Consider the following 20,297-nt stretch of genomic DNA (forward strand, 5'->3'; position numbering starts at 1 on the left):
CGGGTTCTGCGTCAGCCGGTGCGTCGCCGCACCCGTACGACGATGCGGGCAGGGGCCGCGAGGGCGAGCCGGTCGCGTTCCTCGCCGAGGACGGCGGTGAGGTCGTCCTTCACCTGGCGGGGATCGCGGAACCGGACGTCCGCGCGGGCTTTGACGCGGTGCCGGCGGACCCGGACGTGCGCCGCGCCGACGCCGGGGACCCGCAGCGCGGCGTCCCGCAGCAGACCGGCGGCGCCGTCGCGGTCCAGCGAGGCCCGCAGCCGGGGACAGCCGGCGGGGGAGCGCAGCGGCAGCCAGTGCCGCAGCCCGGGGGTGAGGGCCAGGGCGATCAGCCAGAGGCCGGCGGCGGCGGCCACGGCGGCTCCGGTGAGCATCCACACGTCGTCCACCGGCCGGGTGGCCAGCGCGTCGGTCAGGTGCCGCCGCCAGGCCGCCGACGGGCGTCCGGCCCGTACGGCGACGACGTCGGCCAGCGCCGCGACGGACGCCACCAGGATCACCGCGGCGGTCAGCGCCGCCGGTACGCGGCGCGCGGACCACGGACGGTGGGTCCGGCGCCCCCCGCCCCCTGCCGCGGCCGTGGAGTCCTCCGGCTCGGGCACGGCACGCCCGGGCGGACCGGGCTCCTTCGTCAGCGGCACGGTGGGACGCGCGGACGGGGTGAGACCGCGGCCGGGCGAGGTGGGGTCGGGTGCGGTGTCGTGGCCGGGCCGGCCTGGGTCGGATGCGGTGTCGTGGTCGGGCCGGTCCGGGTCGGATGCGGTGTCGTGGCGGGGCCGGTCCGGGTCGGATGCGCTGTCGTGGTCGGGCCGGCCTGGGTCGGGTGTCATCGTGGGCTGCCTTCCCGTGCGGCGGGCCGGGTGGTCCGGGGCGCGCGGCCGTTCACCGGACCCGCCCCCGGCCCGGGTCGGCGGCGGTCACCAGCCGCCGGACGGTGAGGGTGACCTCGCCCACCTGGAAACCGGTCAGCCGGGCCACCCGTTCGGCGACGTCCCGCTGGATGCGCTCGCAGACGTAGGGGAGGTCGGCGGGGTAGGGCAGGTCCAGGGCCAGGTGCACGCGCACCGAACCGGCGCGGACCGCGGCGGTGGCGCTCGGCGCCGCCGCCGTACCCGGGCCGGGCGGTACGGCCGCGCGCCGCGCCTGCGCCGTGCGGGCGGCCCGGGCGGCGATGCGCGCGACCACCCGGTCCGGGATGACGGTGGCGCCCCGCTCGGCCGGGGGCGGCAGCCCGGTGGCGGGCGCCGGACCCGGGCCGGCGGAACCGGTCCGGCTCCTCACCGCTGCCTCCGCGTTCCGAGGCCGAGGTCGCCCTGCACGGCGAGGCCGGCGATCAGCCCCGCCGCACCGAGGACCAGGACCAGCAGGAAGGCCCAGAAGCCGCCGAAGAAGCCGGCGAAACCCAGGGCCATGCCGGCCACGAGGCCCGTCGTCGCTGCGTTCATCTCGCACTCACCCGTCTCGCCCGCGCCCGCCCGGGACGCGGAGGTGGATCACCGCACGCGGCTCTCGTCCGGTTCGGCCGGTTCTTCCTCGTCGGGCAGGTGGACGTCGTCGACGGCGATGTTCACCTCGACGACCTCCAGGCCCGTCATCCGCTCCAGGGCGCCGATCACGTTGGTCCGCACGTCGCCGGCCACGTCGACGATGGAGACGCCGTACTCGACGACGACGTCCAGGTCCACGGCGGCCTGCCGCTCGCCGACCTCGACCTTCACCCCCCGGGTGACGCCCGTGCCGCCGCCCCCGCCGGGCACGCGGTCGCGCACGGCGCCGAAGGCGCGGGCCATGCCCGCCCCGAGGCTGTGGATGCCCGGTACCTCGCGGGCGGCCATGCCCGCGATCTTGGCCACCACGCCGTCCGCGATGGTGGTCCTCCCCCGGGTCTCGGCCGGGGCCCCGGCCCCGGTACGACCCTTCAGTGCGCTCACGCCCGCGTCGGGCCGGCTGCCCCCGCCGACGCTGGTGATGTTCTCCGTCATGGCGGTCGCCTCGATCGGTCGGTCGGACGCCGGTGTGACGCCCTCGCAAGGTTGGACACAGCGGGCGGGGCAGGTCTCACACGTATCTGATGTGACCTGCATCACAGAACGATGCTCGGGTACCCGGGCGGTCCGAGTCCCGTGCGGGAGCGCCATGACCGAACGCACTGCTTTCCCAGCCCCGGCATACGACCTGCCGGACGGCTTCCTGGCCGTACGGGCGGCCGAGGGGGACGAGGACGCCTTCGCCGTCCTCGTCCAGCGGCACGGCCGGTCCCTCCTCGCCCTGGCCCGCGGCATGCTCGGCAACCCGCAGGACGCCGAGGAGGCCGTTCAGGACGCCTTCGTCAGCGCCTGGCGGCGGCTGCCGGAATTCCGCCGCGCCGCGGAGTTCCGCACCTGGATGTACCGGATCACCGTCAACCGCTGCCTGGCCATGCGCCGGCGCCGGCCGCCGGCCCTCCCGCTGGACACGGCCGCCGAACCCGCGGCGCGGGACGCCCGGAGCCAGCCCGCCCGCTGCGCCGAGCAGGACGCGGCCGTCGCCGCCCTGTCCCGCGCGCTGGGCGATCTGCAGAGCGGGCAGCGGCTCTGCTGGATCCTGCGCGAGGTGCAGGGCCTGTCCTACCGGGAGATCGCCCGGATGACGCGGACCAGCGAACAGACCGTGCGCGGCAGACTCTTCCGGGCACGCCGATCCCTCCAGGAGGCGATGGGCCCATGGCGCTAGACGATGCGCGGGCGCGACCCGCCGGACCTGCTGAGCCCAGCGGACCCTCCGCCGGACCGCCCGAACTCTCCGGGACCGCCGGACCTCCCGCCGGCCCGGCCGTCGGCGTGCCGTCGTTCGCGGGTGACGAGGTGCTGCCCTGCGGCCGCCTGCTCAGCCGGGTCTGGGAGCAGGCGCGGGACGCGGCGCCCGCCGCCGACCCGCACACCGTCTCCTGTCCGCACTGCCGCGAGGCCGTGGAGGGACTGGCCACGGTGGACGCGGCCACCCGGGCGCTGCGCGCCGAGGACGCCGCCGCGCAGCACGCGCTCACCGGCCGCGTCATGGAGATCGTCAGGGCGGAGGTGCGGCTGGGCCGGCTGCTGCCCCTGGCCGACCCGGACCGGGACCTCCGGATCACCGAGCACGCCGCCGCCAGGGTGCTGCGGCAGGCGGCGGACGCGGTGCCCGGCGCGCACACCGCGTCCTGCCGGCTCGCGCCCGCGGACGAGGGCGCCGGTGTGCGGGTGACCATGACCCTGGCCGCCGCCGCGGACCGCCCGCTGCCCGACCGGGCCGGCGAGGTGCGCCGGTCGGTCCTCCGCTCGGCCGGACAGGACCTCGGACTCGCGCTGACGGCCGTCGACATCACCGTCGTCGACCTCCTGGCGCCCGAGCCGCCCCCGCGCCCCGGTCCGGCGAGCGGCGGCGGTGTGCGATGAGCGCCGTCCGGCCGGCCGCGCTCCTCGGCGTCGCGGCGGAGGCGGCCCTCGCGGTGCCCGGCGTGGCGGCCCTGCACCCCCGCTTCTCCCACCGCCTGGCCGTGGCCGCCGCGCCCGCCCGGACGGGCGCCGTACCGCACCGCGCGGCACCCGAGGCGGGCGTCCGCGCCGGCCGCGCGCCGGACGGCGGCGGGTGGCGCGTCGAGGTGCGCTGCGTGCTGGCCGAGGGCCGGCGGGTGCTGGACACCGCCCGGGACGTCCACGACCGGGTGGCGGCCGCCGTCCTCGCCCACCTCACGGCGCACGACGCGGTGGAACGGGTCACCGTCGAGGTCACCGTGACCCGTACCGTCCCCGGACCGGAGACGGCGGCAGGCGGGTGAGGGGTACGGCCGTTCGGCGCCGGCCGGCGGGACAGGCCGCGGCCGGTGTGGTCGGCTGGGCTCGTGCCTCCGCTGCCCGATCCCGTCCGCCGGCTCGCCGCCTGGTGCGTCGTCCTGCTGCTCGTCGCCGCCGTGGGCTGGGTCGGGGTGCTGCTGTGCGGGGAACTGCGCACGGCCGTCATCCCGGTGCTGCTCGCCCTGCTCGGCACCGCGCTGCTCGGGCCGCTGTACCGGCGGCTGGTACGGGCGGGCGTGCAGGCCTCCGTCGCGGCCGGGCTCACCTGTGTCGTCGTCGTGGCCGTCGTCGGCGGTGCCGTGTACATCGTCGTCGCCGCGCTCGTCGACACCGGCGGGCAGATCCTCGCCTCGCTTCGGGACGCCGCCAAGGCCGTCTCGCGGCACTTCGGCTCCCCCGGGACCGGACTGGACGACCTCGCCGGGAACGCCCGGCAACTGCTCGGGAAGTTCGGCGGGACGGCCGCGTCCAACGTCGTCGGCGGGGTCAGCATGGTCGCCGAGTACATCGCCATGGCCGTACTCGCGCTGCTGCTCGTCTTCTTCTTCCTGCGCGACTCCCAGCGGGCCATGGCGGGCCTGCGCTCCCTCGCGCCCGGCGGCACCGCCGACACCCTGGAGGCCATCGCCCGGCGGGCCTTCGCCGCGGTGGAGGGGTTCATGCGGGGGACGACCCTCATCGCCCTCATCGACGCCCTGTGCATCACCGTCGGCCTGCTGGTCCTGCGGGTGCCCGGCGCGGTGGGGCTCGGCGCGCTGGTCTTCGTCGGCGCCTACATCCCCTATCTGGGCGCCTTCATCTCCGGCGCGGTGGCGGTGCTGGTCGCCCTCGCCGACCGGGGTGTGGTGATCGCGTTGTGGGCGCTCGGGGTGGTGCTCGCGGTGCAGGTGCTGGAGGGACACGTGCTCCAGCCGGTGATCCAGAGCCGGACCGTGCAGATGCACCCGGCCGTGGTGCTGCTGGCGATCACCGCGGGCGCCTCCGTCGCGGGCATCCTCGGCATGCTCCTCGCCGTCCCGCTGACCGCGGCGGCCTTCGGGGTCGTGGCGGAGCTGCGGAGCCGCGCGGGCGAGCCGGCCGAGCCACCGGCCGGCGAGCCTCCGGGCGCACCGCGCGATCGGTAGCGCTCCCCGGCGTTACCCGCCTCCCGGTCCTCAGCCCACCGGCGCCCCCGCCGGCTCGTGCAGCGCGAACCAGATGCTCTTGCCTTCGCCCCGCGGCTCCACTCCCCAGGTGTCCGCGAGGAGTTCGATCAGCATCAGGCCGCGCCCGGAGGAGGCCAGCTCGCCGGGGCGGCGCTTGTGCGGCAGGTCGTCACCGGTGTCGAAGACCTCCACGCGCAGCCGCCGGCCGTCCCCCTCGCAGGTCACCTCGGCGAGCAGCAGCGCGTCGGCGTCGGTGTGCACCAGCACGTTGGTGACCATCTCGGAGACCAGCAGCACCGCCGCGTCCACCTGCTCGGCCGAGGCCCAGTCGTGCAGCAGCTCGCGCAGGTGGCGGCGGGCCTCGGCGATCCGCTCCGGCTCGTCCTGCCCCACCGACAGCAGGGTGCGCCGCACCGGCCGCCGTACCGCGACGGTGTCGCCGCAGCCGCAGCCTCCTCCGGGCCGGCACAGCAGCAGCAGCGCGATGTCGTCCTCGCGGCGGTCGGTCAGCGGGCCGGTGCTGTGGTGCGAGGACGGCCCGTGCACCGCCTGCACCAGGGTGTCGGCCAGCGACTCCAGGTCGTCCTGGTGGTCCTCCAGGATCGCGCGCAGCCGGCGCCAGCCGCTCTCCAGGTCGTGTCCGCCGGTCTCGATCAGGCCGTCGGTGCACAGCATCAGCGTCTCGTCGGGTTCGAGCGTGAACCGGGTCCTCGGGTAGTCGGCGTCCGGGTCGATGCCCAGCGGCAGCCCGCCCGTCGTGGGCCGCAGCATCACCGTGCCGTCCGCCATCCGGATCACCGGGTCCGGGTGTCCGGCGCGGGCGATCTCCAGCATCCCGGTCGCCGGATCGGCCTCCACGTACAGACAGGTGGCGAAGCGCAGGTCGGTCAGGGCGTCGTAGCCGCGGGCGTGGGTGATGCCGTGCAGGAAGCGGGAGGCGCGGGAGAGGACGGCGTCGGGGCGGTGGCCCTCGGCGGCGTAGGCCCGCAGCGCGATGCGGAGCTGGCCCATGAGCCCGGCGGCCCGTACGTCGTGGCCCTGGACGTCCCCGATGACCAGCGCGATACGGCCGGAGGGCAGCGGGATCATGTCGTACCAGTCGCCGCCGACCTGGAGTCCGCCGCCGGTCGGGATGTACCGGGCGGCCACCCGCATCCCCGGGATCTCCGGGACCAGCGAGGGCAGCATGGAGCGCTGGAGGCCCTCCGTCAGCTCCCGTTCGGACTCGGCGGCGCCGGCCCGGGACAGCGCCTGGGCGAGCATCCGGGCGACCGTGGTCAGCACGGCGCGCTCGTCCGGGGTGAACGCCACCGGATAGGTGAACGCGGCCATCCAGGCGCCCCGGGTGCGCCCGGCGGCCGTCAGCGGCAGGAACGCCCAGGAGCTGCGGCCGAAGTGCCGGGCGAGCGGCCAGGTGGCCGGGTAGCGGTCCCGGTACTCCTCCGGGGAGGACAGATAGACGGCCTGGCCGGTGCGGACCACCTCGGCGGCCGGGTAGTCGGTGTCCAGCGGCATGTGGGAGAACGGGTTCATGTCGCCGGGATGGTGTCCGTGCTGGCCGGTGATGGTCAGCCGGTCGCCCTCCACGCCGTAGACCACGAGCCCGTCCGGGGAGAAGCCCGGCATCGACAGCCCGCCGGCCACCCGCAGCACCTCGGCGGTGGACCGCGCCTCGGCCAGCGCCCGGCCGGCGTCCAGCAGGAACGCCTCCCGGGAGCGCCGCCAGTCGCCGGTGACCGCGCTGCGGGCCGCCGCGGTGCCCGGGGTCGGCTCGGTCACCTCCTGGAGGGTGCCGATCAGCTCGTACGTGCGCCGCTCGGGGTCGAAGGACGGCTTGGACCGGCTGCGGACCACCCGCAGGATGCTGCCGTCCGCGTCCATGACCCGGATGCGGACCTCGGCGAGGGTGCCCTCGGCGACCGCCAGCCGCACCACGCCGGTGATCTCGTTCCAGTCGACCGGGTGCAGCCGGGCGCGGGTCTGGGCCTCGGTGAGGGTGACGGGCTCGGCGGGCAGCCCGAGCAGCCGCGCCGCCTCCGCGTCCACGGTGACCAGCCCGGCGGCGGTGTCCCAGTGCCACAGCCCGGTCGCGAGGGCGGCGAGGACGTCCCCGACGGACGGCAGGGGCTCGCCTGTGCGCATTGCCCCACTTTAAGAACAGGTGACCGATGCCTGCCACCGTAGGCCGCCGGGCGGTAATGGTGGGGAGCCGATCTTGGGGTCCCCGGTACCCTGGGGATGGCCTGGGCCGTACCCGCCAGGCGACACCCGATCCGCACAGACTGGATGAACGACGATGCATCGGTACAGGTCCCACACCTGCGGCCAGCTCCGCGCCTCTGACGTCGGCACCGACGTCCGGCTGAGTGGCTGGCTGCACAATCGGCGCGACCTGGGCGGCATCCTCTTCATCGACCTGCGCGACCACTACGGCATCACCCAGCTGGTCGCCCGCCCCGGCACCCCCGCGTACGAGGCCCTGGACACGATCTCCAAGGAGTCCACGGTCCGCGTCGACGGCCGCGTGGTTTCACGTGGAACCGAGAACGTGAACCCCGACCTGCCCACCGGTGAGATCGAGGTCGAGGTCGCCGAGGTCGAACTGCTCGGCGCGGCCCAGCCGCTGCCCTTCACCATCAACACCGAGGACGGGGTCAACGAGGAGCGGCGCCTGGAGTACCGCTTCCTGGACCTGCGCCGCGAGCGCATGCACCGCAACATCATGCTGCGCACGGCGGTCATCGGCGCCATCCGCCAGAAGATGACCGCGCTCGGCTTCAACGAGATGGCCACGCCGATCCTGACGGCGACCTCGCCCGAGGGCGCCCGTGACTTCGTCGTCCCCTCCCGGCTGCACCCGGGCCGGTTCTACGCCCTGCCGCAGGCCCCGCAGCAGTTCAAGCAGCTGCTGATGATCTCCGGCTTCGACCGCTACTTCCAGATCGCGCCCTGTTTCCGTGACGAGGACGCCCGCGCCGACCGGTCGCCGGGCGAGTTCTACCAGCTCGACGTCGAGATGAGCTTCGTCGAGCAGGAGGACGTCTTCCAGCCGATCGAGCGGCTGATGACCGAGCTGTTCGAGGAGTTCGGCGGCGGCCGCCACGTCACCTCCCCGTTCCCGCGCATCCCGTTCCGCGAGGCGATGCTCAAGTACGGCTCCGACAAGCCGGACCTGCGCGCCAAGCTGGAGCTGGTGGACCTCACCGACGTCTTCGAGGGCTCGCAGTTCAAGGCGTTCGCCGGCAAGCACGTGCGCGCCCTGCCCGTGCCGGCCGTCCAGGACCAGCCGCGCAAGTTCTTCGACCAGCTCGGCGACTTCGCCGTCTCGCTGGGCGCCAAGGGCCTGGCCTGGGTCCGGGTCGGCGAGGACGGCGCGCTGTCCGGTCCGATCGCGAAGTTCCTCACCGAGGAGAACGTCGCCGAGCTGACCAAGCGGCTCTCCCTGGCGCCCGGCCACGCGGTGTTCTTCGGCGCGGGCGAGTTCGACGAGGTCTCCAAGATCATGGGCGCGGTGCGGGTCGAGGCCGCCAAGCGCGCCGGTCACTTCGAGGACGACGTCTTCCGCTTCTGCTGGATCGTCGACTTCCCGATGTTCGAGAAGGACGAGGAGACGGGCAGGATCGACTTCTCGCACAACCCGTTCTCGATGCCGCAGGGCGGCATGGAGGCGCTGGAGACGCAGGACCCGCTGGACATCCTCGCCTGGCAGTACGACATCGTCTGCAACGGTGTGGAGCTGTCCTCGGGCGCGATCCGGAACCACGAGCCGGAGATCATGCTCAAGGCGTTCGAGATCGCGGGCTACGACCGTGAGACCACCGAGCGCGAGTTCGCGGGCATGCTCCGCGCGTTCCGCTTCGGCGCCCCGCCGCACGGCGGTATCGCCCCGGGCGTGGACCGCATCGTCATGCTCCTCGCCGACGAGCCCAACATCCGCGAGACGATCGCCTTCCCGCTCAACGGCAACGCCCAGGACCTGATGATGGGCGCCCCGACCGAGCTGGAGGAGTCCCGCCTGCGCGAGCTGCACCTCGACATCCGCAAGCCGCAGCCGAAGTAGGCGGCGGACCGTGCCGTAGGACCGTTCAGCCGTCCTGTCCGCCGCCGTCGGTGTCCGGACAGGCGCCGTCCTCCAGCAGCCGTTCGGCGATGTCGTCGGACCAGTGCTGGGCCCAGGCGCGCAGGGCGGCGATGCGGTCCTCGGCCAGGCCGTAGCGCAGGAAGTCCCGGTCGGCGTAGAAGTCCGTGCCCGTCAGCCGGGACTGGAGGGTGGGCAGGTCGAACGGGTCGTGGGCGTGCCGGCGGCCCAGTTCCTCCAGGGCGGGCAGGGTGAACCGGGCCGCGCACGCCCGTGCGTCGACGAGGTCGACGGCCGCGCCCCGGTCGTACAGGGCGCGGATCTTGGTGCCGACGGCGTCCGCGAGGGACAGTGCCGGGCCGTACCCGGTGAGCTCCGGCGGCTGCCAGAACGCCTCCTTGTGCAGCGCGAGCACCTCCGGTTCGCCGGTCGGCGGGTCGGTGACCGTCAGCTCCGCGGTGCGCGCGGTCACCGCTCCGGTGCGCACCCGCCGTCCCCGCGCCTCCAGGGCCGCGCCGACGGCGGCGGCGATCCGCTCCATGGCGTCGGCGCTCTCGGTGGCCAGATCCAGGTCGGCGTGCGGCCGGCACAGCAGCCCGTGCGCCTGGAGGGCGTAGCCGCCGGCCAGCACCAGGCCGAAGGGTCCGCCCGCAAAGGCGGCGTCCGCGAGGAGCCGGCGATGGGGTTCGGGGATGTCCACGGGACGATTATTCTCGCGGCGCGCGGCAACCTCAGGCGGCGCGGCGGCCACTGAGGGAACGTAAGGCACGTTCGACAGACCCGTAAGGACTTCCTCCGTGGCAGCTCCCTCCCACCGCCGGTCCCTCCGCAGGCGGCGCCTCCTCGCCGTGTCCGCCGCCGTCGTGGCCGCGGGTGCCGGCGCCGGGGTGTTCGTGATGCACGCGAACGCCGACGCCGTCGACCTGTACCACCAGACGCTTCCCGCCAAGGACGGCTGGGCCGCCTCCGGCACGGGGACCACCGGCGGCGCGAAGGCCGACTCCGCGCACACCTTCACCGTCTCCACCCGCGCCCAGCTCGTCCACGCCCTCGGCTCGGCCGCCGACACCACGCCCCGCGTCATCAAGGTCAAGGGCACCGTCGACGCCAACACCGACGACAGCGGCAAGAAGCTGACCTGCGCCGACTACGCGGCCGGCACCGGCTACTCGCTGCCGGCCTACCTCAAGGCCTACGACCCCGCCGTCTACGGCCGCTCCAAGCTGCCCGCCGGCACCCAGGAGAAGGCCCGCGCCGCCGCCCAGGCCCGGCAGGCGAAGAACATCGTGTTCAAGGTGCCGGCGAACACCACGATCGTGGGCGTGCCCGGCACCGGCGCCGGGATCACCGGCGGCATGCTCCAGATCCAGAACGTGGACAACGTCATCGTCCGCAACCTGGCCTTCTCCGCCACCGAGGACTGCTTCCCGCAGTGGGACCCGACCGACGGCGACGACGGCAACTGGAACTCGGCCTACGACGCGGTCAGCCTGCGCGGGGCGACCCACGTCTGGGCGGACCACAACACGTTCACCGACGCGCCGCACCTCGACAAGGCGAACCCGGAGTACTACGGCCGCGAGTACCAGATCCACGACGGCGCCCTCGACATCACCAAGGGCTCCGACCTGGTGACCGTGGAGCGCAACCGCTTCACCGACCACGACAAGACGATGCTGATCGGCTCCAGCGACAAGGACAGCACCGGCAGGCTGCGGGTGACGATTCACCACAACGTGTGGAAGGGCATCGTGCAGCGCGCCCCGCTCGCCCGCCTCGGCCAGGTGCACCTCTACAACAACTGGTACGACACGACGGCCGTCGACGGCTACGCGCCCTCCTACAGCATCAACTCCCGCGCGAACGCGCAGGTCGTCGCGGAGTCCAACTACTGGACGGTGCCGTCCGGCGGCAAGGTCGCCAAGCTGCTCAGCGGCGACGGCACCGGCGCGGTCGCGGGCGGCGGCAACCTGGTCAACGGCACGGCCACCGACCTGGTCGCCGCGTACAACGCCGCGAGCTCCAAAAAGATCAAAACGACGGTGAACTGGACCCCGGCGCTCACCGCGGGCCTGGAGACCAGCGCGAAGGACCTGCCGGTGGAGCTGTCGGGCACCACGGGCGCCGGCGTGCTGAAGTAGGCCCGCCGGCGCCCTCACCGCGCGGGAGGAAGGGGCCCGGTCAGCCTTCCTCGCCGCCGAAGCGCTCCTTGTACGTCTCCAGGTCCTCGTCCGTCAGCTTGGCGAACAGGACCGGCGGGACCGTGAACGGGGTGCCGGCCGGGACGGCGGTCAGGGCCCTGGCCTCGTCGGCGGTGATCCAGCGGGCGGTGTCGTCCGGCAGGGCGAAGGCGCCGCGCATCGCCGCCGAGGTGGCCGGGATGAGCGGCTCGGAGACCACCGCGTACAGCCGGATGAGGTTCATCGCCGTGCGCAGGGTGAGGGCGGCGGCGTCCTTGTCGGTCTTGATCTCCAGCCAGGGGGCCTTCTCCTCCAGGTAGGAGTTGCCGGCCGACCACAGGGCGCGCAGCGCGGCGGTGGCCTTGCGGAACTGGAGGGCCTCCATCTGCCCCTCGTACTCCGCGAGCAGGCGGGCGATCTCCTCGCCGAGCCGGGTCTCCGCCTCGCCGGGCGTCCCGCCGGCCGGGACCTCGTCGCCGAAGCGCTTCCTGCTGAAGGACAGCACGCGGTTGACGAAGTTGCCGAGGGTGTCGGCGAGGTCCTTGTTGACCGTGGCGGTGAAGTGCTCCCAGGTGAAGGACGAGTCGTCCGACTCCGGGGCGTTGGCGATCAGGAAGTAGCGCCAGTAGTCGGCGGGCAGGACGTCCAGGGCCTGGTCGGTGAAGACGCCGCGCTTCTGCGAGGTGGAGAACTTGCCGCCGTAGTACGTCAGCCAGTTGAACGCCTTGACGAAGTCGACCTTCTTCCACGGCTCGCGCACGCCCAGCTCGGTGGCCGGGAACATGACCGTGTGGAAGGGGACGTTGTCCTTGGCCATGAACTCGGTGTAGCGGACGGTCTCGTCGGCGTCGTACCACCAGGCCTTCCAGTCGCGGTTCTCCGGGTCCTGGTCGGCCCACTCCTTCGTCGCGCCGATGTACTCGATCGGGGCGTCGAACCAGACGTAGAAGACCTTGCCCTCGGCCGCCAGCTCCGGCCAGGTGTCCGCCGGGACCGGGATGCCCCAGTCCAGGTCACGGGTGATCGCCCGGTCGTGCAGGCCCTCGGTGAGCCACTTGCGGGCGATGGAGGAGGCGAGCTGCGGCCAGGCGTCCTCGTGCCGGGCGACCCACTGCTCGACCTCGTGCTGCAGCTTGGACTGGAGCAGGAAGAGGTGCTTGGTCTCGCGGACCTCCAGGTCCGTGGAGCCGGAGATCGCCGAGCGCGGGTCGATCAGGTCGGTCGGGTCCAGCACGCGGGTGCAGTTCTCGCACTGGTCGCCGCGGGCCTTGTCGTAGCCGCAGTGCGGGCAGGTGCCCTCGACGTAGCGGTCGGGCAGGAAGCGGCCGTCGGCCGGGCTGTAGACCTGGCGGATCGCCCGCTCCTCGATGAAGCCGTTCTCGTTCAGCTTCCGGGCGAAGTGCTGGGTGATCTCCACGTTCTGCGCGCTGGAGCTGCGGCCGAAGTAGTCGAACGCGAGCGCGAAGCCGTCGTAGACCGCCTTCTGGGCGTCGTGCGCCTGCGCGCAGAACTCGGCCACCGGCAGGCCCTGCTCCTTGGCGGCCAGCTCCGCGGGCGTGCCGTGCTCGTCCGTCGCGCAGATGTACAGGACGTCGTGGCCGCGCTGGCGCAGGTAGCGGGAGTAGACGTCCGCCGGGAGCATGGACCCCACCATGTTGCCCAGGTGCTTGATCCCGTTGATGTAGGGAAGGGCGCTGGTGATGAGGTGTCGAGCCATCGTGGCTGCTCCCAGGTCGCTGCTTTTTCGCGGTTTCGAACCTTGAAATCGTAGCCGACACGGGTGGGCCGCCCGCTTCCCGTTTCGCGGGCTGGGAAGGGGCGGCCGGGTGACTACCGTCGGTGACGGGTGGTGTGCCAGGGGCGTGCTAGGGGCGCCAGGGGGCGAGTACGCCCTCGTACAGCTCGGTGTCCGTCAGCTCGCGGGGGGCCGGGCCCGCGTGGAAGAACGACGTGTTGCCGGTCTTCAGTTTGCGGAGGTAGTCGAACGCCTTGTTGTCGTGCTCCCCGAAGGCGACGAAGGAGAAGAACAGCGCGGGGTGGCTCTTGGCGGCCTCGGTGAGGGCCTGGGTGGCGGGGGTCTTGGCGTCCGGGGCGCCGTCGGTCTGGAAGACGACGAGGGCGGGGGTGCCGGGGGTGTGGTGCCGGTCGTAGTGCTCGCGTACGGCGGCCACGGCGGCGTGGTAGCTGGTACGGCCCATCCGGCCGAGGCCGGCGTGCGCGTCGTCGATGCCGGACTCGTGGCCGGGGGCGAGGGTGAGGTCGGTGGTGCCGTCGACCTCCGTCGAGAAGAAGACGACGTGGACCGTGGCCTCGGGGTCGAGGTGGGCGGCGAGGGCGAGGGTCTGGTCGGCGAGGGCCTGGGCGGAGCCGTCCTTGTAGTACGGGCGCATGCTCGCGGAGCGGTCCAGTACGAGGTACAGCTTGGCGCGGGTGCCGGTGAGGCCGGTCTTCGCCAGGGTGGTGGTGGCGGCCTTGTAGGCGGCGGTGAGGGCGGGAGTGCGGGACTTGACCTTGGCGAGGGTGGTGGCGGGCTTCGCCTCGGCTTCGCCTTCGGCGCCGGCCGGCTCCGCCGTCTCCGAGTCCGCGTCGGCCTTCGGCTCGGTCTCAGCCGCCGTGTCCGCCTCGGCTTCGCCTTCGGCGCCGGTGTTCCCACCCGCACCACCCGTGCGGGTTTCGTCGTCGGGTGCGGGTGGCCCCTGCGGGGTGTCCTCGCCGTCGGCGGCCTGCGGGTCGGGTGCCGCGCCACCGTCCGCGACGGCCTCGGCCGGCTCCGCCGTCTCCGGCTCCGCGTCGGGCACGGCGTCGGCCGGCTCCGGCTCCGCGTCGGCCTCGGCCTTCGGCTCGGTCTCAGCCGCCGTGTCCGCCTCGGCTTCGCCTTCGGCGTCGGTGTTCCCACCCGCACCACCCGTGCGGGTTTCGTCGTCGGGTGAGGGTGGCCCCTGCGGGGTGTCCTCGCCGTCGGCGGCCTGCGGGTCGGCTGCCGCATCACCGTCCGCGACGGCCTCGGCCACGGCCTCGGCCGGCTCCGCCGTCTCCGGCTCCGCGTCAGGCACGGCGGCGGCCGCTTCCGGCTCGGCGTCGGCCTCGGTCTTGGGCTCCGCCTCAGTTGCCGCGTCCGACTTCGCCTCTGCCGTTTCCGGCTCCACGTCGGCCACGGCCTCGACCGGCTTCGGCTCGGCCTCGGCCTTCGGCTCCGCCTCAGCCTCCGTGTCCGCCTCGGCCACGGCGTCGGACAGCTCCGACGTGGCGTCGGCCACGGCGGCGGCGGGCTCCACCGTCTCCGGCTTCGCGTCGGGCACGGCGGCGTCGGCCGGCTCCGGCTCCGTGTCGGCTTCGGCCTTGGGCTCGGCCGTCTTCGGCTCGGCCTCGGCTGCCGTGTCCGGCTTCGCTTCCGCCGTTTCCGGCTCCGCGTCGGGCTGCGCCGTTTCCGAGGTCGTTTCCGCCTCGGCTTCGGTCGTCCTCGCCGTCTCGGGCTCGGGTTCTGCTTCCGCAGGGGCCGTTTCCGGCTCCGGGGTCGCCTTCGCCGTCTCGGGTTCGGGTTCCGCTGTCGCCGCCGGCGGTTCCGGTTCCGGTTCCGCCTCTGGCTTCGGGGCCTCGGCGTCCGGGGTCGGGTCTGTCCTCGGGGCGAGGGTGATCACCGGGGTGGCTGTGTCCCCGGGGGCCTTGACCTTGTCGAAGGCTGCTGCCACCAACTCGTGTTCCGTTTCGGGCTCCGCAGGAGAGCGGCGGGGCTCCGGGACGGGGGCGGGGGACTGTGCGGGGGTCTCGTTCGCACCCTCCGGGTCGGTGGCTCGGGACTTGCGTGAGCGGCCGAACGCGTTCCGCAGGAGAGTGAGAATGCCCATGTGCGCAACCCTTCAGGTGAGTTGTAGCCCGTCGATCGCTGGCCAGGACGGACACGTAAGGTTAACGGCCCCGCGGTGCCGGACGGTCAATGCGGGGACGCGATGGAGCGGGCCGCCGCCACCTCCTGCCGCAGCGGCTCCAGGACGCTGCCCGCCGGCCCGGTGAGGTCGGTGCGGACGGCGGTCAGGGTCCGCGCCCGCCGTACGCCGTCGGACAGCTCCCGCAGTTGCAGGGTCACCTGCGCGATCTCGGCGGCGGACGGGGGCGGGGCCCCGTGGCGGACGCGGACGCGGGCCGCCGTCGTGGCGTCCACGATGCGTTCCACGGCGACGACGAGCGGCCACCACGCGGCGGCGCGCCGCCCGGTCGGCGGCGGTTCGGTCAGCGCCCGCTGGAACTCCGTGCGGATGACGGACAGGTCGCGGTAGAGCCGGCGGCGCATCCGGGCCCGGGCGGAGGGGTCCGCGGCGGCGCCGAACGCCGCCTCGACGTAGGCCGCCGTGTCGGCCACCGCGTCGGCCAGCCGGTCGCCCACGCGGGTGTGCCAGCTCTCGGGCCAGAACAGGTACCCGGCGGTCAGGGTGATCGCGCACCCCAGCAGGGAGTCGTTCAGCCGGGGCAGCAGCAGGGCCGTGCCCTGGTGGTTGAGGACGTCGGAGAGCAGGAGGATCACCGGGGTGATGGCGGCGGTCTGGTAGCCGTAGCCCCGGGGGGTGAGCGCCGGGATGAGCGGGGCCAGCAGGAACAGCACGGGCACGTCCCACCAGCCCAGCGGCACCTCGGCCAGGACCACCGCCGCGATCACCAGCCCGGCCACCGTGCCCAGGGCGCGCAGCAGGGCCCGGGAGAAGACGGAGCCGAAGTCCGGCTTGAGGACGAAGGTGACGGTCAGCGCGACCCAGTAGGAGCGGGGCACGGGGACCAGGGAGACCAGGGCCTGGGCGGTGCCGATGCAGACGGCCAGGCGTACGCCGTAGCGCCAGGAGTTGGCGGAGAGGACGACGCCGCGCGCGGCGCGCGCCGTGCGGACGCCGAGCGCGGCCGGCCGGCCCAGGCGGTCGTCGATGCCCCGCGGGTCCACGTCGGGCGCGGTGACGACCTCGGCGGTGTGCCGCAGGGCGTGGTCCACGGCGCGGGCGGTCTCGGTGAGGGCCAGGGGCAGGCGCGGGGGCGGGAGGGTCCTGTCGTCCGCCTCCACGGCGCGGGCCAGCCGGCGGAGCGCGTCGGGGAACTGCGGCGGCAGCGGGCGGGCCGCGAGGTGGGCGGCGGGCGCGGCCTCGATCACCGGGGTGATGGCGTTCAACTGGGCGAGCAGCCGCGTGAGTTCCGGGCTGCGGCCGTGGTGGCGGGCACGCCGGGCCAGGATCAGGTCGTAGGACTCGTTCAGGGCGTGGGTGGCGGCGCGGCGGGCCTCCTCGTACGCCTCGGCGCGGTCGGTGCCGGCGGTGGCGAGCAGGTCGGCGACGGCGCGGTAGGCGGCGGCGACGGCGGTCCGCTCCGGGACGCCGGCGCGCAGCGGCCAGGACAGCAGGGCCAGCAGCAGGACGAGGAGGCCACCGCCGGTCATCAGGGCCGGGGCGAGCCACCAGGGGGCGGGCAGCGGGAGGCCGGCGCCGATCACGCAGTTCAGGAGCAGCAGCAGGCCCGAGACCGAGGCCACCGCGCCGATCGTGGAGATCATGCCGGAGACCAGCGCGACGCCGGTGACGCCGGCCACCGCGTACCAGCCGTGGCCGTACACCAGGGTGCCCAGGGTGACGCCGAGCGCGCCGAAGAGCTGCGGGACGGCGATGTTGAGGATGCGCATGCGGTAGGCGTCGGCGGTGTCGCCGATGACGCCGGACAGGGCGCCCATGGCGGCGAGGGCGCCGTAGGCCGGGCGGCCGGCGGCCAGACCGGCGGCCAGGGGCAGGGCCATGGCGACGGCGGCGCGGACCACGGCGGCCCGGTTGACGGGCGCCTGCTGGGGGGTGAGGTTCCGGACCAGCCAGTCGGGAGGGGTGAGGCCGATGGGGAACTCTCGGGGCATGCGCCCATTATGGGTGGTCGGGGTGGTTCCGGCCGGGTTCGGGGGGCGTCGCCGGTGGTCGGCGGGGCCGTGGGGCGGTGCCTCGCCCGGCCGCCGGGGGCTACGGCCGGCCGTCCAGCCGGGTCAGGAAGTCCCCCAGGGCCCGGTTGAACTCCGCGGGGCGCTCCAGGTTGGGCAGGTGGGCGGCGCCCTCGACGACGTGCAGGACGGAGTCGGGCAGGGCGGCGTGCATCGCCTCGGCGTCGGCGACGGGCGTGTAGGTGTCGTCGGCGCCGACGAGGACCAGGGCGGGCACGGTGACCCGGGTCAGCAGCGCGCGGTAGTCGGGGCGTTCGGCCCGGCCGCGCAGGGCCGCCGCGGCGCCCGCCGGGGAGGTGGCGGTCATCATGCGGTGCACATGGGCCTTGACCCCGGGGTCGGCGTACGGCGCGACCATCTTCTCCAGCACCTCGTCGGCGTAGCCCCGCATGCCCTCGGCGAGCAGCCGGTCGGCCATGGCGTGGCGCAGCCGGCGGCCCTCGGGTGTCTCGGCGGCGGGGAAGGTGTCGGCGAGGACCAGGCCGCGGATCCGGTCGCCGAGGCGGTCGTGGCACTCCATGACGATCTGGCCGCCCATGGACAGGCCGGCGAGGACGAAGGTGTCCACGCCCAGGTGGTCCAGGAGGCCGGCGAGGTCCTCGGCGTGGCGGGAGAGCGGGACGGAGCCGGGGGTCACGGGCGAGGCGCCGTAGCCGCGCAGGTCGGGGGCGATCACCCGGCGGCCGGCGGAGAACTCCGTCAGCTGCGGGTGCCACATCGTGTGGTCGAAGGGGTGGCCGTGGACCAGGACGAGCGGAACGCGCGCGGAGTTTTCGGGACCTTTGTCCGCGTATGCGAGGAAGGGGGGCATGGTCCCGACCCTAGGCCGCCCCGGCAGTCGGTGCAATAAAATCTTTGCTCTCGGTGCAATCCCAACGCGCCGGGAGAACGGGGGACTTGTGGACGACTACCGGCGTATCGCCGACCGGATCGCCGCCGCCATCGCCGACGGCCGGCTCCGCCCGGGCCAACGGCTGCCGCCGCAGCGCGCGTTCGCCCGCCGGCACGGCATCGCGCCGTCGACGGCGGGCCGTGTCTACGCCGAACTGGTGCGCCGGGGGCTGGTGGTGGGCGAGGTCGGGCGGGGCACGTTCGTGCGGGCCGCCGCGCCGGACGGACAGCCGGGGCACGCCCTCACCGAGGCGGCGGCCGCGGCCCCGCTGGTGAACCTGGAGCTGAACTACCCGTCCGCGCCCGGCCAGGCCGAATTGCTGGCCCCGGCCCTGGCGTCGCTGCTGCGGCCGGACGCGCTCGGCCAGGCGCTGCGGCCGGCCGCCGCCACCGGCACCCCGGCGGCCCGGGAGGCGGTCGCGGCCCTGCTGGCCCAGGGCGGGCTGCGCACCGGCCCGGAGCGGATCGTGTTCACCGGCAACGCCCGCCAGGCGATCGCCGCCTCCCTCGCCTCGCTGGTCCGGCCGGGCGGCCGGGTCGGCGTGGAGCCGCTGACGTATCCGCTGGTCAAGGAGATCGCGGCGCGCCTCGGCCTGACCCTGGTCCCGCTCGTCACGGACGCGGAGGGACTCGTGCCCGAGTCGGTGGCCGACGCCCACCGGGGCACGCCGCTGTCCGCGCTCTACCTCCAGCCGGCCCTGCACAACCCGACCTCGCTGACCCTGGGCGCCGGGCGGCTGCGGCGGCTGGCCGACTGTGTCCACAGGCTGGGGATACCGGTGGTGGAGGACCGGATCTGGGCCTTCCTCGACCAGGGCGGCGCGCCGCCGCTCGCCGCGCTCGCGCCCGGCCTCACCTATCTGGTCGACAGCCTGTCCAAGCGGGTCGCGCCCGGACTCACCGCCGGTTTCGCCGTCGTCCCCGGGGACCGCGTCGAGGCGGTGGCGCGGGCGGTCAGGTCCGGCGGCTGGAGCGCGGGCGGGTTCGCGCTGGAGGCGGTGGTGCGCTGGCTCGGCGACGGCACCGTGGACCGGCTGGTCGCCGCCAAGCGGCAGGACGCCCGGCGGCGGCAGCGGCTGGTCGCCGAGAAGCTGTCCGACTTCACCGTACGGTCCGACCCGGCCGCCTGTTTCGCCTGGTGGGAGCTGCCGGCGCCGTGGCGTGCCGACACCTTCACGGCCGCCGCGCGGGCGCGCGGGATCGCCGTCACACCGGGTACGGCCTTCAGCGTCGGCGCCGGCCACACCCCGGACGCGGTCAGGCTCGGGCTCGGGTCGGTGCCGGAGCGGGAGCTGGCGCGGGCGCTGACGGTCCTCGCCGGTGTCGCGCGGGACGCGGCAGCCGCAGCCGGCGGGTGAGCCAGGCGGTCAGCGCCACGGCGAGGCCGAGGCCGAGCAGCAGCCAGGCGGTGGTGCGCAGGGAGCCGGTCAGGGCGTCGTAGACCGCGCCCGCCGCCGCGTGAGAGACCCCGGCGGGCAGGTCCGCCAGGGTCAGGCCCCGGCCGAGGGCGAGGGCGAGGACGAGCAGGGCGCCGCCGAGGGCCGTGCCCAGGGCGGTGGCGGCGACAGCCCGGCGCCGGCGGACGGCGAGCGCGATCCCGCCGGCGGCGAACGCGACGGACGCGACCGGCAGCCAGAAGCCGGCGATCTCGAGCACGTGGAATCCCCTCCGGAGCGTGGCCAGCCGGCTCGCCGGGAGCACGGCGAGGGCCGTGTGCTCCACCGGGATGCGCGCGGCGAGCGGCACGTGGTCCCGGGCGAGCTGGCGTTTGACCTGGGCGGTGACGGGGGCCAGGTCGACGGTGACGGGGTGCGCGTCCCGCGCGCGCAGGGCGCGCAGCACGGTGTCGTGGGTGACCTGGTTGCCGGTGTCCCAGGCCAGCCGGAACGCCCGGGTCTGGGTGAAGGAGCGCACCGCGTCGTGCACGAACGGGCGGACCGGGCCCCCCGCCGGGCGGACGTCCAGGTGCGCGTCCACGGCGCGCAGGATGCCGTCGCCGACCGTGTCCGCGACGGCCTCCCGCACGGCCGGGTCGGTGGCGAGCGGCGCCATGGCGGTGACGTACCGGCCCGTGTCGGCCAGCCCGTACGCCGCCCAGGCCGCCAGCGCGCCGAACGGGACGAGGAGGCAGGACAGGGTGATCAGTACGGCCGACAGGTCGCTCCGGAGGCGTCGTGGGGGCACGTCTCCAGGCAACGGCCCCGGACCCGGCCGCGCGAGCGGGCCGCCCGCGTTCGG

The 20,297-nt window shown here is 74.6% G+C and carries 18 protein-coding genes; 7 read left to right on the forward strand and 11 right to left on the reverse strand.

Translation table 11 applies throughout. From position 1 onward, the window contains the following. Positions 1 to 11: 11 nt before the first annotated feature. Genes ACZ4SV_RS16615 through ACZ4SV_RS16630 form a run of 4 tightly spaced genes read right to left on the reverse strand, consistent with a single transcriptional unit; the run spans position 12 to position 1,982 of the window. Complete coding sequence (locus ACZ4SV_RS16615) at positions 12 to 830, reverse strand: DUF6286 domain-containing protein (protein ID WP_468005004.1); 819 nt, start codon at positions 828 to 830, stop codon at positions 12 to 14. Positions 831 to 882: 52 nt separating this feature from the next. Next, positions 883 to 1,281, reverse strand: a complete 399-nt coding sequence (locus tag ACZ4SV_RS16620; protein ID WP_468005006.1) for an Asp23/Gls24 family envelope stress response protein — start codon at positions 1,279 to 1,281, stop codon at positions 883 to 885. Further along, positions 1,278 to 1,445: a hypothetical protein gene (locus tag ACZ4SV_RS16625; protein WP_397936411.1), complete on the reverse strand. Its 168-nt coding sequence runs from the start codon at positions 1,443 to 1,445 to the stop codon at positions 1,278 to 1,280. Before ACZ4SV_RS16625 ends, ACZ4SV_RS16620 begins: the two co-directional genes overlap by 4 nt. Positions 1,446 to 1,493: 48 nt before the next feature. After that, positions 1,494 to 1,982: an Asp23/Gls24 family envelope stress response protein gene (locus ACZ4SV_RS16630; RefSeq protein ID WP_365883651.1), complete on the reverse strand. Its 489-nt coding sequence runs from the start codon at positions 1,980 to 1,982 to the stop codon at positions 1,494 to 1,496. Between the two features lie 154 nt (positions 1,983 to 2,136). Between ACZ4SV_RS16630 and ACZ4SV_RS16635 the strand changes: the two genes are divergently transcribed. The 4 genes from ACZ4SV_RS16635 to ACZ4SV_RS16650 all read left to right on the forward strand — a co-directional run bounded on the left by ACZ4SV_RS16635 (position 2,137) and on the right by ACZ4SV_RS16650 (position 4,936). After that, a complete protein-coding gene (locus ACZ4SV_RS16635) occupies positions 2,137 to 2,712 on the forward strand; it encodes an RNA polymerase sigma factor (RefSeq protein WP_468005009.1) in 576 nt (191 codons plus the stop codon). Next, positions 2,703 to 3,413 carry a hypothetical protein gene (locus tag ACZ4SV_RS16640; RefSeq protein WP_468005011.1) on the forward strand — a complete coding sequence of 237 codons (711 nt, stop codon included), beginning with the start codon at positions 2,703 to 2,705 and terminating at the stop codon, positions 3,411 to 3,413. The genes ACZ4SV_RS16635 and ACZ4SV_RS16640 overlap by 10 nt, the downstream gene beginning before the upstream one ends. Next, positions 3,410 to 3,796, forward strand: coding sequence for an Asp23/Gls24 family envelope stress response protein (locus ACZ4SV_RS16645; RefSeq protein WP_365883648.1), 387 nt, complete (start codon positions 3,410 to 3,412; stop codon positions 3,794 to 3,796). The genes ACZ4SV_RS16640 and ACZ4SV_RS16645 overlap by 4 nt, the downstream gene beginning before the upstream one ends. Before the next feature lie 63 nt (positions 3,797 to 3,859). Then, positions 3,860 to 4,936 carry an AI-2E family transporter gene (locus tag ACZ4SV_RS16650; protein WP_365883647.1) on the forward strand — a complete coding sequence of 359 codons (1,077 nt, stop codon included), beginning with the start codon at positions 3,860 to 3,862 and terminating at the stop codon, positions 4,934 to 4,936. 30 nt (positions 4,937 to 4,966) lie between these two features. Here the strand turns inward: ACZ4SV_RS16650 and ACZ4SV_RS16655 are convergent, their stop codons facing one another. Then, positions 4,967 to 7,099: a SpoIIE family protein phosphatase gene (locus tag ACZ4SV_RS16655; protein WP_468005013.1), complete on the reverse strand. Its 2,133-nt coding sequence runs from the start codon at positions 7,097 to 7,099 to the stop codon at positions 4,967 to 4,969. 154 nt (positions 7,100 to 7,253) lie between these two features. On the opposite strand from ACZ4SV_RS16655, the gene aspS reads away from it, so the two are divergent. Further along, complete coding sequence (gene aspS / locus ACZ4SV_RS16660) at positions 7,254 to 9,017, forward strand: aspartate--tRNA ligase (protein ID WP_397968086.1); 1,764 nt, start codon at positions 7,254 to 7,256, stop codon at positions 9,015 to 9,017. 25 nt (positions 9,018 to 9,042) lie between these two features. Here aspS and ACZ4SV_RS16665 read toward each other — a convergent pair whose 3' ends face one another. Further along, on the reverse strand, positions 9,043 to 9,735 hold the full coding sequence (locus ACZ4SV_RS16665; RefSeq protein WP_365882726.1) for a hypothetical protein: 693 nt from the start codon (positions 9,733 to 9,735) through the stop codon (positions 9,043 to 9,045). Positions 9,736 to 9,832: 97 nt separating this feature from the next. Between ACZ4SV_RS16665 and ACZ4SV_RS16670 the strand changes: the two genes are divergently transcribed. After that, positions 9,833 to 11,176, forward strand: a complete 1,344-nt coding sequence (locus tag ACZ4SV_RS16670; RefSeq protein WP_468005016.1) for a pectate lyase family protein — start codon at positions 9,833 to 9,835, stop codon at positions 11,174 to 11,176. Positions 11,177 to 11,216: 40 nt separating this feature from the next. On the opposite strand, the gene metG is transcribed toward ACZ4SV_RS16670, so the two are convergent. From metG to ACZ4SV_RS16690, 4 genes are all read right to left on the reverse strand, one after another. Further along, entirely contained in the window at positions 11,217 to 12,932 is a 1,716-nt protein-coding gene (metG, locus tag ACZ4SV_RS16675) for a methionine--tRNA ligase (RefSeq protein WP_468005018.1), read from the reverse strand. Positions 12,933 to 13,080: 148 nt separating this feature from the next. Further along, positions 13,081 to 15,060 (reverse strand): VWA domain-containing protein, encoded by a 1,980-nt coding sequence (locus tag ACZ4SV_RS16680; RefSeq protein ID WP_468005020.1) that lies wholly within the window; start codon positions 15,058 to 15,060, stop codon positions 13,081 to 13,083. Positions 15,061 to 15,146: 86 nt separating this feature from the next. Next, on the reverse strand, positions 15,147 to 17,090 hold the full coding sequence (locus ACZ4SV_RS16685) for an FUSC family protein (RefSeq protein WP_468005022.1): 1,944 nt from the start codon (positions 17,088 to 17,090) through the stop codon (positions 15,147 to 15,149). Between the two features lie 100 nt (positions 17,091 to 17,190). Next, positions 17,191 to 17,979: an alpha/beta fold hydrolase gene (locus ACZ4SV_RS16690; protein ID WP_468005024.1), complete on the reverse strand. Its 789-nt coding sequence runs from the start codon at positions 17,977 to 17,979 to the stop codon at positions 17,191 to 17,193. Between the two features lie 88 nt (positions 17,980 to 18,067). Between ACZ4SV_RS16690 and ACZ4SV_RS16695 the strand changes: the two genes are divergently transcribed. Next, positions 18,068 to 19,417: an aminotransferase-like domain-containing protein gene (locus tag ACZ4SV_RS16695; protein ID WP_468005026.1), complete on the forward strand. Its 1,350-nt coding sequence runs from the start codon at positions 18,068 to 18,070 to the stop codon at positions 19,415 to 19,417. Here ACZ4SV_RS16695 and ACZ4SV_RS16700 read toward each other — a convergent pair. Next, a complete protein-coding gene (locus ACZ4SV_RS16700; protein WP_397936394.1) occupies positions 19,317 to 20,243 on the reverse strand; it encodes a hypothetical protein in 927 nt (308 codons plus the stop codon). The two genes, ACZ4SV_RS16695 and ACZ4SV_RS16700, sit on opposite strands and share 101 nt — an antisense overlap. Positions 20,244 to 20,297 lie beyond the last annotated feature (54 nt).

The organism is Streptomyces sp. NPDC027672 (genome assembly GCF_055566335.1).